Source organism: Leptospira tipperaryensis, assembly GCF_001729245.1.
In the GTDB taxonomy this organism is placed as follows: Bacteria; Spirochaetota; Leptospiria; order Leptospirales; family Leptospiraceae; genus Leptospira; species Leptospira tipperaryensis.
The window spans coordinates 165,153-178,558 of sequence record NZ_CP015218.1 but is presented as its reverse complement, the minus strand read 5'-3'; the positions used below and the strand labels follow the sequence as shown (position 1 = coordinate 178,558).

At 40.9% G+C, this 13,406-nt stretch carries 17 protein-coding genes; 8 read left to right on the top strand and 9 right to left on the bottom strand.

Translation table 11 applies throughout. The features are described from left to right. Positions 1-178: 178 nt before the first annotated feature. A complete protein-coding gene (locus tag A0128_RS20170) occupies positions 179-1,327 on the top strand; it encodes a helix-turn-helix domain-containing protein (protein WP_069609563.1) in 1,149 nt (382 codons plus the stop codon). 728 nt (positions 1,328-2,055) lie between these two features. Here the strand turns inward: A0128_RS20170 and A0128_RS20165 are convergent. Continuing rightward, positions 2,056-3,648: a sensor domain-containing diguanylate cyclase gene (locus tag A0128_RS20165; protein ID WP_069609562.1), complete on the bottom strand. Its 1,593-nt coding sequence runs from the start codon at positions 3,646-3,648 to the stop codon at positions 2,056-2,058. Between the two features lie 489 nt (positions 3,649-4,137). Beyond that, positions 4,138-4,554: a hypothetical protein gene (locus tag A0128_RS20160; RefSeq protein WP_069609561.1), complete on the bottom strand. Its 417-nt coding sequence runs from the start codon at positions 4,552-4,554 to the stop codon at positions 4,138-4,140. Between the two features lie 110 nt (positions 4,555-4,664). On the opposite strand from A0128_RS20160, the gene A0128_RS20155 reads away from it, so the two are divergent. Continuing rightward, positions 4,665-4,913, top strand: a complete 249-nt coding sequence (locus tag A0128_RS20155) for a hypothetical protein (RefSeq protein ID WP_069609560.1) — start codon at positions 4,665-4,667, stop codon at positions 4,911-4,913. A gap of 53 nt (positions 4,914-4,966) precedes the next feature. Then, a complete protein-coding gene (locus A0128_RS20150) occupies positions 4,967-5,341 on the top strand; it encodes a nuclear transport factor 2 family protein (RefSeq protein ID WP_069609559.1) in 375 nt (124 codons plus the stop codon). 73 nt (positions 5,342-5,414) lie between these two features. Here the strand turns inward: A0128_RS20150 and A0128_RS20145 are convergent, their stop codons facing one another. Then, positions 5,415-5,801 carry a Crp/Fnr family transcriptional regulator gene (locus A0128_RS20145; RefSeq protein WP_069609558.1) on the bottom strand — a complete coding sequence of 129 codons (387 nt, stop codon included), beginning with the start codon at positions 5,799-5,801 and terminating at the stop codon, positions 5,415-5,417. A 3-nt stretch (positions 5,802-5,804) separates the two neighbouring features. Here A0128_RS20145 and A0128_RS20140 point away from each other — a divergent pair, with 3 nt between their 5' ends. Continuing rightward, complete coding sequence (locus A0128_RS20140) at positions 5,805-6,059, top strand: MBL fold metallo-hydrolase (RefSeq protein WP_069609557.1); 255 nt, start codon at positions 5,805-5,807, stop codon at positions 6,057-6,059. Between the two features lie 208 nt (positions 6,060-6,267). Here A0128_RS20140 and A0128_RS20135 read toward each other — a convergent pair whose 3' ends face one another. Continuing rightward, positions 6,268-6,885: a succinate dehydrogenase/fumarate reductase transmembrane subunit gene (locus A0128_RS20135; protein ID WP_069609556.1), complete on the bottom strand. Its 618-nt coding sequence runs from the start codon at positions 6,883-6,885 to the stop codon at positions 6,268-6,270. A gap of 187 nt (positions 6,886-7,072) precedes the next feature. Here A0128_RS20135 and A0128_RS20130 point away from each other — a divergent pair, with 187 nt between their 5' ends. From A0128_RS20130 to A0128_RS20115, 4 genes are read left to right on the top strand one after another with little or no spacing between them, the layout of a single operon-like run. Beyond that, the gene (locus tag A0128_RS20130; RefSeq protein WP_069609555.1) at positions 7,073-7,447 is read left to right on the top strand and encodes an ArsR/SmtB family transcription factor; all 375 of its coding nucleotides are present in this window, start codon (positions 7,073-7,075) and stop codon (positions 7,445-7,447) included. Beyond that, positions 7,444-7,932, top strand: coding sequence for an SRPBCC family protein (locus tag A0128_RS20125; protein ID WP_069609554.1), 489 nt, complete (start codon positions 7,444-7,446; stop codon positions 7,930-7,932). Before A0128_RS20130 ends, A0128_RS20125 begins: the two co-directional genes overlap by 4 nt. A gap of 11 nt (positions 7,933-7,943) precedes the next feature. Further along, entirely contained in the window at positions 7,944-8,375 is a 432-nt protein-coding gene (locus A0128_RS20120) for a hypothetical protein (RefSeq protein WP_069609553.1), read from the top strand. Then, on the top strand, positions 8,372-8,824 hold the full coding sequence (locus A0128_RS20115) for a VOC family protein (RefSeq protein WP_069609552.1): 453 nt from the start codon (positions 8,372-8,374) through the stop codon (positions 8,822-8,824). Before A0128_RS20120 ends, A0128_RS20115 begins: the two co-directional genes overlap by 4 nt. 90 nt (positions 8,825-8,914) lie before the next feature. On the opposite strand, the gene A0128_RS20110 is transcribed toward A0128_RS20115, so the two are convergent. From A0128_RS20110 to A0128_RS20090, 5 genes are all read right to left on the bottom strand, one after another. Continuing rightward, positions 8,915-9,535 (bottom strand): hypothetical protein, encoded by a 621-nt coding sequence (locus tag A0128_RS20110; protein WP_069609551.1) that lies wholly within the window; start codon positions 9,533-9,535, stop codon positions 8,915-8,917. Further along, on the bottom strand, positions 9,513-9,794 hold the full coding sequence (locus A0128_RS20105; RefSeq protein WP_069609550.1) for a hypothetical protein: 282 nt from the start codon (positions 9,792-9,794) through the stop codon (positions 9,513-9,515). Before A0128_RS20105 ends, A0128_RS20110 begins: the two co-directional genes overlap by 23 nt. 160 nt (positions 9,795-9,954) lie before the next feature. Next, on the bottom strand, positions 9,955-10,446 hold the full coding sequence (locus tag A0128_RS20100; protein ID WP_069609549.1) for a TPM domain-containing protein: 492 nt from the start codon (positions 10,444-10,446) through the stop codon (positions 9,955-9,957). Positions 10,447-10,591: 145 nt separating this feature from the next. Continuing rightward, positions 10,592-11,305 carry a glycoside hydrolase family 25 protein gene (locus A0128_RS20095; protein ID WP_069609548.1) on the bottom strand — a complete coding sequence of 238 codons (714 nt, stop codon included), beginning with the start codon at positions 11,303-11,305 and terminating at the stop codon, positions 10,592-10,594. Between the two features lie 175 nt (positions 11,306-11,480). Next, complete coding sequence (locus A0128_RS20090) at positions 11,481-13,295, bottom strand: RICIN domain-containing protein (RefSeq protein WP_083244243.1); 1,815 nt, start codon at positions 13,293-13,295, stop codon at positions 11,481-11,483. Positions 13,296-13,406: the final 111 nt, after the last annotated feature.

Sequence of the window (13,406 nt, the reverse complement as noted above, 5' to 3'; positions counted from 1 at the left end):
AAACCTTCCGAGTCTATAATTTATGGAATTCACTTCCGATTAAATTAAATTCTAAAATAGAATATTCTGATTTTTATAATTTCAACAATTTTCAATTATATTTGCCGATGCATCTTAGCGCAAAGGGCGTTAAACTTTGGGAAGCTAATGTTTAAAAATAAAAGAGGAGGTGCATCGAATGTTTAACTTGAATACCCTATCGGATATCATGTCCTTTGCCGTCTTTTCGGAAGTAAATTTGTTTTACACGCACGCGGCAGGGGTTGGGACGGGAATGATCATGGCCATTTCCAGATTTTACGGAGGGAAAGAAAACGAATTCAACAAAGCGTACGGGACCATTTTACTAAGCGTCAGCATTTTTTTGATGGCGAACAACAAGATCCTCTTTCCGCAGGAAACGGATCCAAGGCTTCTGAAAGATCCTATCTTTTTAGGGTTTTATTTCGGACTCGTTCTCTACGCAAGTTCCGCGGTTCTCATTTGTATGAAATTCATACTGGGAGAATTAGAAAACCCGTGGTTCTATTGTAAACGATTGCTTGGAATTCTTCCCATTGTCATCGCGCTTTCCTTTGCGCTGCCGAGTGTTGTCTACATCTGTCTATGTGACGGTATTGGAATTTGTATCATGTTCTATACTTTCGTCTGGTCGTGTTATACGATTAAAAAAACAGGAAAAGAGCCAGTATTCTTCCATTTCCCCTTTGTCAGTTTTATGATCTCGATTTCTTTGTTTCTGGATTTTACGGGAACGATTTTGCAATCCACAAAAATGCTTCTGTTTTCGGAACTCATTCCAGGAATCATGTTGGCTTACGTGACCTTGATCGAAAGAATCTACCCTGTTCTTTTCAGCAAAGTCAATGGAGAATGGGAAGAAGACGAAATTCTTCTTTTGCAGGATTTCTCGGATGAACCCGCACCCTTTCTCATCGAGGAAGAATCGCTTTCCGAAACGAGCCGAAATATTTTAGAAGGTGTGGAGCTGAGTAAGATCGAAGAAAGAGTTCATACATTCTTAGAAATCCGGGGTTATGCGGATGAAGAATTGAGACTACCGGACTTTGCTTCCTATCTTGGTCTTTCTACACATCAGGCTTCGTATTATATCAACAAACACATGTCTATGAAGTTTGCCGATTTTTTAAACATGAATCGAATCGAGGACGTAAAAAGAAATCTGAGAAACAAATCTCACATGAATCTTTTACAGATCGCCTTGGAATGCGGGTTCAACTCGGCGTCTTCTTTTCATCGTGCCTGCGTCAAATTTACCGGGAAGTCTCCTCGCGAATTTCGGAAATTGATCAACTCACAAAATTGAAGTCGAACAAAATAATTTTAACTTCTTTCGGATATAAAAGCTAGATTCTTAGGTTTTTATATCCGATTTCTATTTTTCAAATGGATAAACCATGTTTATCTTTAGAAAAAACCTCGTTGCAGTTCCTACAAAAATTTTAAAACGAACAAATCGGCTTTATAGGACGATAACTCAAACGTTTTGAATGGGAATCAAGATTAGAATTCGAAACCGAAACCGATTCAGAACGGAGATCTCTTTTAGAAAGACTGCAAAGAAAATCTCAACAGAATTTTAGAAACGATCTGAATTGTAAAAAGAATCGAGCCTAAAAAAATATCTACCTGGCCAATGAATGCAAATTGGCCAAATAGATACAGGGTTATCTATGGAGATATAGGAGCTGATTGATTGACAGTTCAAGTTAGTAAACTATCAACAAAGATGATTCTAAACTAGAATTGGATGAAGATCCCTTCTCGTTATAAGATGAATTCAATTAACAAAGAATATGCGAGTTGGAAGGATTTATTCTTTTCAACTCTGCATCTGTTCTTCGGATCACGAAGTGAAAACGATGATTTTAGGAAGAATGGATTTTTTGAAAAAGATCAATGAGTTTGAAAATTGTCTATCTGGCTAACGTCTTACTGTCAACCAGATAGACCAGTACAATAGAGTGAGTTCCCTTCTACGATAGAAAGCATAACTCATCTTAGAGTTCTTATCACTCCAGGATATAATCTGAATCAAAAAGAATGTATGGGATCAAAAACACAGACCCGATTGCGTCCGGTGCTCTTGGCTCGATAGAGGGCTTGGTCTGCGTGAGAAAAAGATTCTTCCAAACCGTGTTTTCCTCCCCTTCCTTCCGAGATCCCAATGCTTAAGGTCACCGAATTTCCATTTTGAAGAACTACCTTATTCTCAACTTCTTTTCGTAAGTGCTCCGCAATGTTGATCGAATCTTCAGGATTCGCTCCAAAAAGAAAAACTGCAAATTCTTCCCCGCCCCAACGACAGACAGCATCCGTTTGTCGAACGCAAGAACTCAAGATCTGTGCGACTCTTACGAGAATCTTATCTCCTTCATCGTGGCCGTATTGATCGTTCACGGATTTGAAATGGTCTATGTCGACCATCAAAATCGTCCAGGTTTGTCCGTGACGGCTGCTGATTGCGAGAGACTTCTGCGCTAATTTAAGAAATCCTCTTCGATTGGAAATGCCAGTCAAAGGATCCGTATGAATCAAAGTTGAAATTTGTTCGATGGAAGACCGAAGCTGAAGATACAAAACCAAAACGACCGCCAAAGCGCAGACAAGTCCCCAAATCGGAAGTAAACTTTTTAAGATGTAAAGAATGAAATCGATTACTTCGATTCTGTGGACGAGATAGACGTCGCCGACCTTAACTTCAAAGGATGCCCAATACGTATGATCTTTTCTAGATAGTATTTCCGAAGGAATCTCAGGAATTTGAATCTTTTGTAAATCCTGAAGATCGTCTTTTCCGGTTTTCGCGATCACGTGCCTATGTTCGTCGATGAGCATACTTTCTCCGATAACGTCCCCGGTTTCGAGAATTTGTTTCATCGTATCCAAACTGATATCGATCGATGCTACACCTATAAATTTATCATGATAATACACAGGCTCTGCGATCGTAATCATCAATCCCTTTCCATTGATATCGTCGTAGAGTTCGGTTATGATCTGACGTTTTTCCGGATTGGCTTTCGGTTCGGCTTGAACCCAAAACGGACGCACATAGAGTTCGTCCGTAAAATGAAAATGCTCCGCTTTTCCGACCTTCGGAGTAAAGTAAAGAAATTGTTGAGCGGAAAGATAATAGACCCACACGACTTCGGTCTGTTTTTCGGCGAGAGTTTCAAACTGCCCGCCTAAACTCAGAACCGCTTCGATTTCCCTTATCAGTGAAGAATTTACTTTATGAATCGATCCTACCGCCGTGAGAGTTCCCGCATACGCCGCGTCATTTTCGGAATCTTTATTTATTGAAATTCCAAAACGATTGAGAGTTGGAAAGTCTTTCATCTTTTTAAGAATATGAGAATTGGGAGCGGAATCTTCGTGATAAACCATGTAATCCGTGACCGACAACCCTAGGGCCCGACTCTGATTACTCACGCGGTGAAGGTAGTCCTGCATCGCGCGCGCCCTCATTCCAACGATTCGATAAAGATCACTCTCTAACCTTTGAGTCTCGTAGATGAGAATCATAAACATGAGAAGTGGTATGACCGCAAAAATCAAAAATAGAATTCTCTTTTTGATTTTTATCTTTTCTTTATCTTTGTGGATTCGATACTTTCGTAGCAACTTTAACTCCCTCGATCTGATCGAGACTAAGGATCTCTTAGGTAGAATTGCATTTTTGCTCGATAAAAAAGAAATATTAATTCTCTCCGAAAAAGTATCGAATTCGAAAATGAAAGATTTGTCTTAGGATACGCAGATCAAAAGCGGTTTTGAAAAGAATTCTTTTTAAGAATATTTTTATCACATCCGATGTCGATTCGGCGTCCTGACTTTACAGGAAGCACAATTTTGAAGTCGCGGGCACTCTTACAAAGTGAAATTGATGCCGACTTGACAAAAGAATGAACATCTTGAAACCGATTCTGTTTTTTTATAAATTCATATCAAAATAAAATTTGATTTTATCGCTTATTTTAGCACGTCTTTATTGCCGAACGAAAATGAAAATCACGAGTAAAATTCTACGTATCTCCACTTCAATCAAAGAGCCATTCTCAGAGTCGTCCCCGCTTTCAAATTCTAAGGAAAACTTTTTGTTTCTCTTTTAAGTCAATTCAGAATAGAGGATAGAAATCGATTTACAATCATTTCGTAATGAATCGCCAAATAGAATAAGATCGCTAAGTTTGCGTATAAGATCGTAGGAACCAGCCAAAAAAGGACCATCCAAATCGAACCCTCGTTTAAATAGATAAAAAACAAAGAAACGGCAAGTCCTAGATAGAGATCGATCCCGATCTGTCTCGCCCAGTGTAACTTTAACATTTTTCTAATACTATGAATTATATTCTCACGCCAACTGCAATAGATTGTATACAGAAGAAAGCAAATAAAAACGAACCATACTACGTATTTCCCCTCTTCTAAGAAACCGTTTACTACAAATGTTCCGTGGTTTTGTTCCGTTACAAAAGCGAGAATACCGAACGCAAAGAAAACGATCCATAAGAGAATTTTTCCGATCATACTTACCTACTCCCAATTCTTTTTCCAAACCTCCGCCTTCTTCGATGGTTCGGTCAATCTTAATTTGAAATCGATTGACAATACAATAACCGGTTATTATATTCTTTGAAGTGATTAAGAAGAAAATTAAACGAAACGAAGTTCGTCGCGCGGGACAACCAAGAATCGATCCCGATGCTCCTCTGGAACGAAGATCCGTCGGTCTTCCCGAGTTTTGGTGGAAAGAAATCGATCATCTGGCTAATGAGTATGAGATCAAAGCTTCGGCGATCGTTCGCTTAGCGGTCGGACTCCATCTGCGCCGTCTCGGTAAAATCAAAACGAAAATCGGTCTTCAAAAGACTCGAAAAACGGATTGAATCACCAAGAGGATATAAGAATCTAATTTATTTTTAACGAGGAAGAATGGGGCATGAATTTTAAGGAAGCAGAAGACTTTTGTATTCGTTGGTTATCCGCTTGGACAGGCAATCAACCGGAACGTCTGATTTTATTTTACGCGGAAGACGCATTCTATCTTGATCCGACCGCGAAGAAAGGATTCAAAGGACATGGAAAAATTCTTCCCTACTTTAAAATTTTACTCCGAAACAACCCGAATTGGAAATGGACTCACGAAGAAATCTTTCCGAATGAAAGAGGATTTTTACTCAAATGGAAAGCGGTCATTCCCACGAAAGAAACCGAAATTATAGAATACGGAATGGACATCGTCGAAGTCAAGGACGATAAGATCACGAGAAACGAAGTATATTTCGATACTCGGAGTTTGATTTCTAAAAAATAGATTTAGAAAAAATGAATGTATTTCCTCTTACTAAAAATACATTCATTCTACGGAAGAATTTGAATTCTTCGAGTCAGCTTGATTCTTCCGAAAGAACGAGCAAATCTCCCGGTCGAACGATTTCGATTCTTCCTTTGGAGCTTGCGATCAATCCTTCCTTTTTGAGACTTCTTAATTCTCGAACTACAACTTCTCTTACAGTGCCTATTGAGTCCGCCAGATCCTGCTGAAACATTTTTACCGAACGAAAGGGAGGAGATTCTTGACTTATCGCATTCAAGAGCAGATGACGTACGAGCCTTTGTCTTACGCTGGTAAATGCAATCCCGTAGCGCGCGTACTCCCTCCTCGAACATTCTTCCGCAAAGAGCCAAGCTAACTCAGGAGTCCTTTTTCCGAAGTATCGCAGATCCTCGAAGTAGACTTTGATCTTTCCATTCTTTCCAAAGACAAATTTCAAGAAATGCCGATATTAGGAAAGTCTTATGATCTTTTTGGAGACGGGTCCGTATGGATTCTATCGGCTCACAGACATACGGAAGGTGAAATCGCCGTTTTACTCAATACGACCTCGGGTGCTTTTTTGTTTACGTTTGATTCTTCTCATCTCAGAGCGGGATTTGAAAATGAAATCACTCGGGTGCGGTTGTGGACAAAAAGAAAAGTTTGGATTCGATCCGGAGAATGCGTTCCTTTTCCCTGGCGTATCCAAACGTAAAAGTCATCTACGGTCACGAACCGACCCAGTGGAACAAAGAAACGACCGTCGCATTGACAAAAGAATGATCTTAGAATCGAATCCTCATAAGAAGTAGGAACTCAAATAAAAAAAGTCTCATGCTACAAAAAATTAGCATGAGACTGAATAACAAGGAGTCCGTGTAGAGAGAAAACTTTGAGCCTTTCTCTTCGTTTAACAATCGATCCTAATTTCCGGTCAATACCTTGTATTCTTTCGGTATCTCAAAACCTTTGTAACGATTTGTAAGACCGTAGTTCAGAATTCCCGCAAGAATAATTCCGGAAATCAAAATCCAGACGGCTTGTTGCCCTGGAGAAGCTCCCAAAACCGAACGTTTCATTTTATTTCTGTGAACCGCCGAAACGTGACCAAAAATTGAAATCACAGCCGAAGAATAGTAAGGAATAAAAAAGATGTTATACGGAAACGTATTCAATCCCGCCGCCCCGAAATAGAAGTTCGTATCCAGATGCAAAACAAATCTGCCGGTCAACACCGCACTCAAATGGATGATCAAAAATAACGCGAGATACAAACCCGTTGCGATCTGCAAGCGATCAAAAAAGCTGGAAACGTCCTTTCGCTTTTCAAGAAACAATCGGATTCCCGAAACGATCTGAGTCAACGCAGCCAAAAGAAGCAAGGTTTCCACAATTGGGTTTCGATACAAAAGACGTAGATTCTCCATCGTAGAGATATGAGCCGCCGGTCCCCAAAAGCTCATAAAGTGATTGAAAAGATGAAGTCCGATAAAGACGGCGAGCGTAAGCCCCGAAATATAGTGAATTTTTTTGATCGTCATAACCAAGTCCTATTAATATTCGGAACGTTTTATTGGATTCGTCCCGCTTCTTGAAAGAGAAGACGTTGGACGAAGTCCGTCTGTGACAGACAAATCAAAGAAGAATTCAAATTCTTTTAAAAAATGCCCTCCGAATCAAAAAAGGCTTGCTATTCATTCTTTATATAACCTAATAGTTATATAAAGAATGAATTCTACACTTGAAACTTCTAATCGTCTGGACGTTACGTTTGCGGCGCTTTCCGACCCTACTCGACGCGCGATCCTTGCCCGTTTGGCTGCGGGAGAAACTTCCGTAATGGAGTTAGCCAAGCCGTTTGCGATGAGTCAACCCGCGATCTCAAAACATCTCAAGGTGTTGGAACAAGCGGGTTTGATTTCAAGAGGACGAGAGGCACAGAAACGACCGAGAAGAATTCACGCCAAACCTCTTGCAGAAGCGTTTGATTGGCTGGAAAAATATCGCAAGTTCTGGGAAGGAAGTTTTGAACAACTCGACGTTCTTTTAGAAGAACTCAAGACAAAGAAGAAGAAAACAAATACATTCAGGAGAACCCAATGAATATTACCGGAAATCTAAAACTGATTCCGAAAGGAGATCTGGAAATCGTCATGACCCGCGAATTCGACGCGCCTCGCAAGACGGTTTTTGAAACCTTCACAAAACCGGATTTCGTCAGACGTTGGCTTTTGGGTCCGCCTGGTTGGTCTATGGATGTTTGCGAAATCGATCTTAGGGTCGGCGGTAAGTATCGTTATGTTTGGAGACACGAAGACGGAAGAATTATGGGAATGGGCGGAGTCTATCAAGAAATTCAAAAACCGGAAAGGATCGTTCACACCGAAGTTTTTGACGAGACTTGGTATTCCGGAGAATCTCTGATCACTACCGTCCTGATCGAAAAGGACGGAAAGACATTTATGACGGCGACGATGAAATACGAATCTGTGGAAGCAAGGGATTCCGTCGTACACTCTCCTATGGAAGGTGGAGTTGCGATGAGTTACGCGAGACTCGACGAAGTTCTTTCGTCCACACAAATTTAAGGAAAACCCAAATGACAAGTACATTAGAAAATAAAAATATATTCTTTATTCATATTCTAAAGAGCATAGGCGCAGTCTTTATCGGTCTTTTGACGATCTTTATCACTTCCTTGGGAACCGATCAAATATTACACGTTCTGAATATTTATCCTCCCTGGGGAGAACCCATGTTTGACAACGGCTTAAACGCGCTTGCTTTGTCTTATCGATTAGTCTACGGAGTTTTAGGCTGCTATATCACGGCGTTCTTCGCTCCTAAACATCCGATGCGTCACGCGCTCATCTTAGGCGGAATCGGATTGATCCTCAGCACCATCGGAGCGATCGCTGCCATGAACTACAATCTCGGTCCGATTTGGTATCCGATCTCTCTCATCGTGACCGGCCCCCCATCGGCCTGGTTAGGCGGTAAGCTCAGACAAATGCAGGTAGAAGCTCAATGAAAAAGATAACACCTTTTCTTTGGTTCAACGGCAATCTGGGAGAAGCGATCGACTTTTATACTTCCATCTTTCAGAATTCGAAGGTCGAGCACGTTTCAAAAAACGGAGACAAGGTCATGAGCGCAACCTTTCATCTCGAAGGGCAAGACTTCTTGGCCTTGGACGGAGGTCCGCACTTTACATTCTCTCCTGCGATTTCTTTTTTCGTGAATTGTGAAACACAGGAAGAGATCGATGAATTTTGGGAGAAACTTTCCAAAAACGGAGAAGCACAGAGATGCGGCTGGCTCAAGGACAAGTTCGGTCTTTCTTGGCAGATTATCCCTTCGGTCCTTGGTAAATTCTTACAAAACGAGGACCGAGAAAAGGCAAACCGAGTGATGCAAGCGATGCTTCAGATGAACAAACTCGATATCAAAAAGCTCACGGAAGCCTTTGATCAAAAATAACTCGGATCCGTCATTGAAATCGGGCTTTCAGACTCTAAGTCCGATCGAGAATATATCGAAGCAGCTTCTCTTCTATTCTATCAAAAAAACTCAATTCAACTTTAAAGTTTGATAATAGAAAAGAATTTCGATCGTATCGTCTTGATACAACTTTACGAAAGTTGCAAGACGATTGTCGACGGAAGTCTGTGTAAAACCGAAAAGAACTTTCGCTCCTCTCTCAAAAAAACCGATCTCTTCGTCCTTCATCGTCTTTTGAAATATCAAGAGTTCGTCCAAATCCGGATTGTAGACATCAATCTTAAACGATTCTACTTTGTTCTTATTGTCGTAAAAAAAGGAATTCAATCCATAATTGATAACCAAAAGATAATATTTCTCTTGAAAATGAATCACAATCGAATACTCCCCTTCCCCCGAGATTTCGGAAACTCTCAGACGATTTGAATTCTTGAGATCGGTAGCCAGGGAACGAATTCCCGGTAATTGATCGAGTGAAAATGATTTTTTAGTTTCGAGCTTCTCTTTGAGAACGAGCGAATCTTTCAAAATTTTATCTTCGTTTTTCGAAATACTTTCTCGAATCTCCGACTTGAGAATCCTCTCCCTGTTACCGTATCTGTGTTCGGAAAGTCCGATCGCAAAACCGACACATACAAAGATAAACAGAGACAAAAGTAAAATCGGTTTAATCGGAATCTTTGTGTTCATCTTTTTTCTTTAAACTTAAAAAATCGTTAATACTCAACGCGATGATGCTTATGTTCAACATGATGCTTACAAGTACGGAAGCGACGGAAAGAACAAAAAAGATTCCTATCAGTAAAAATCCCACTTTTTCCCAGCGCTCCGGCAAAAGATCCAATTTGAATAGGACATCCGCAAACATAAGAATCCCCGCAATCGTCATCACAAAAAGACTGATAACCCCGATACTCGTAGAGATATTTTCTAAATTCTTTCTATCCATAAGGTTCTCCAAATTCTATCTAAGCGTGAAAGAATACGGACATTTTTTTTTGCGGTCCGCTCCTTGAGTTCACAAGATAAACAAAGTGAGATTCGATTGGAAATAAAAATTTGATTCCTTTGTGATCAAAAGACTTTTTTTAAAGGATTTATGATTCGATTCAGTGTATGGAAAACCAATCTACGATGGCCTTGACCCCGTTGGAAACTCCCGGGTTCAATTGTCCTTGACGGAAGTAAGGAATAAAATCTTTTTCGATGATTTCCTTCGCTTCCGAGTTGGACATTTTTTCAGCGGCGATTTTCCCCAATTCGATTCGGATTTTACGATCACTAAAAGAAATCAAGACTACGATTCCATATTCAGAAAATGAGATATCACTTTGCGCGTATTTTTGAAAATACTTTACTGCGTATTCTTCTTCGGTGAGATTATCCAGTAAGGCTACGATGACAACTTCCAATCTGAATTTTGTTTCCATATAAAGAGAATTACAAAGTAGATTGATCATCGACTTTGTTTCTACGGAAAGTTTATTTGCGTAGTCATGGGAACAATCCGCTTTTGAGTTTTTTTGAATCCCGCTATAAATGGAAGAAGAAGCCAAGAGAGAAAAAGCAAAAAATAAGACCAAAAGAATTCTAAATTTCATTACTTAACATAACAAAGCGTATCTTTGTTTTTATTTATTTTTTTAAAGAATCTCCTATTTGAAAATTTTTCAACTTATAAGATGTGCTTATTTGCGATCCAAACTTTTAGGACCTGTAGAATGTTCTGAAATATGTATCGAACATTCAGTTTTTGGAAAATAAGGATTCTAAACTTCCGTTCACCGCGTTCAGATCTACGTATTCTTCGATCCCGGGGATTCTTCCTCGATTCTTATATTGCCATAAAACCCAAGGAATATCGGAGAATGTATTCGGATGTTTGTAAATATCTCGGATCCAAATCCTGTGTTGGAAGAATTCTTCTCCAATATACTGATCTATAAATTCGAAAGTTAAATATAAAATCGTCTTTTTACCGTAATAGGAATCCACTCTCGTAAGATAGTCTTGGATTTCCTTTTGTACGTTTTGCTGCTTGGGTCTTTCCTTACAATTTCCCATAAATTCCAGATCCAGAACCGGCGGAAGAGAATCCGATTCTTTCGGAACTCGTCTTATAAAATTCTCGGCTTGTTCGATTCCGGTTCTGCAGAGCGTGAAAAAATGATACGCGCCCACGGGGAAGCCCGCCCTTCTTGCTTCCTTCCAATTTGTTTGGAAGGAAGGATCCTGAAATTCCGCTCCCTCGGTGGACTTGATATATACAAAAGAAATTTCCGATTTTGGAACTCGACTCCAATCGATCTTTCCCTGATGGTGTGACACGTCGATTCCGCGTAACGGATACTTTTGTTCCGAAGGATATACAAACCAGATTCTTCCCGAGTCCAGAGCTTTGTATCCGCCAAACAATAAGCAGACGATGAATACGACTGAGAGTAGAATTTTCGGATTCATTCTAAATCCACTTTTTAAAGTAAGAATCGATTGTTTTCAATCAAAGAATCAAACTTGAAGAAGAGAAATTGAATTTTTGTTTTTCTCCGGATCCTCTTTTAACGGAAGAACGTATAAGAATTCAGAACCGGGTTGCAACCGCCGCGCTGGACAAACAACGCGGCGAAAAAAGATTCTAACGTTTGAACTGAAACTTTTCGTTATCGGTCCAAGCGCAAGGCCATTGGATAAGGTTTGCACCGTCTTCTAATGCCGCACCGGCAATGTCTAAACACTGGCCGCTGTGTTTTACTTGTAAGGAAAAGGTTCCGTCGTTGTAAGGGAGCAACTGAAATCTTTGATTGGATCCGCTTCCGCAGGAATACTGAACCACATTGGTTCCGTTCGCGCTCGAAGCGCCCTTTACATCCATACACTTACCGCTGTGACGCGCGCTGATTTTGAAATAATTATCTCCAGTCGATTCTAACATCCACCTTTCATTGTCTACCCCGTAATTTGTGTATTGATCGATGTTGACGCTATCGCCAGTGTTCGCTCCGGGAACGTCCAAAACTTTTCCACTGTGTTTTACAAAGATCGTCGAATAATCAGAGCCCGTTGGATCGTTGATAAACGGCATATTATCTCCGAGCGAAGACTTACCACATCCGTCTTTACCACAACCCCCCATCGATGCTAATTCTCCGGTTTGTTCAATCGGATGTCCGATACCGTCAAAACATCCGGAACCGGTACAATTCATCCAGGGCGGGGCGTCTCCAGATCGTCTAAGTAATGTTAGGTTATTCCAAGTATCCATGTGATAGTCGTTCCCGCCCGGATTTCGAAAGTCTTCAAAGTAGAGGCAACCACCGGATCCTCCCGAATCATGAAACGTTCCGTGTGCGTTCTTTCCGACGTAACCGACGGGATGTGTACCTCCTACGGTTTCAAAGGTTCCGGGTTCTTTTGTATACCATCCGCCGTGTTGATAGAATGCGACCCGATTCATCTGTCCGTTTACTACTAACACCGCCATCGATTCCCAATCGGCCGCGTGATCTCCTAAGCTTGCAAAACAAGTACTCTGCCATGCATAAAAGAACCAATAACGTATGAGAACCGAATTCGTTCCGACCTTGGTAGCCATATAATGAATCGGAACCTGATTGTTTTGAATCGTAGAATAATTTTTATTACAGAGAGTGTTCGGAGCAACGCCTAACGCTCTTTGTTCGTAATAGGTTTGTGCGTCGCTTGGAAAACATTTACTCGAGTCTCCCGATCCGGTCGTTGTCTCTTGATCGAAACGAAGACGAGGCGCATACTGATGAGCCAAAGCATCCAGATCAAAAGAAGGTCCGCCGTTATCCGCCTGACAGAGATAGAGTTGTTTGTTATCGCAATAACGACCGGAACATCTTACTCCGGCGAGATACATGGACTCGGGAGCGACAAATTTTCCACCGCTTTCTTCCGAGACGGGCGCGGTCCAATAACAGGAGGAACGAACCCCGTTGTTGTTTAGTTGAGAACATCGAAGCGCGATACTATCGCAGTAACTTCCGGAACACTGAAGACCTGTGACAAAACCGTTGTTTGCACAGATCCGTTCGTTTGAACCTTCTTCCGAAAAAGAATCCGTCCACCAGCTATTGGTCTGCGTATAACCGGATTCCGTACTCAGAAGATTTACGTTATCGCAGTATCTTCCGTCACAACGAATACCGTGAGTCAAAAACGTATTACCGCTCTGAATCGAAGCCGAACCGTCCGTCGTCCACTGGAGCCAGTGCGGAGGAAAGATCTCATTGTGAAAATAGGTATTGGAACTGAGCAGTCTCCCCTGACCATCGTTCACTCCGTTTGCAAAGGAAGAACCGCTCGACAAAGCCGAAAGTAATTCCGCATTTCCATTTGAATTTTTCTCATTACACGCGTTAAACGCAATTATGAGAATCCCGATCCATACAGACGCGATAAAGCGCCTAACAATTGTTCTCTTCATTTTTTCCCTCTTCGAATTTTTAGGAGGTCTTTTTATTTAGGCGGAACGATAACATAACGGACTTAATCCTTACTTATATTTGGAATCGCTGGCTCCTAGTTTTTTCAAAAA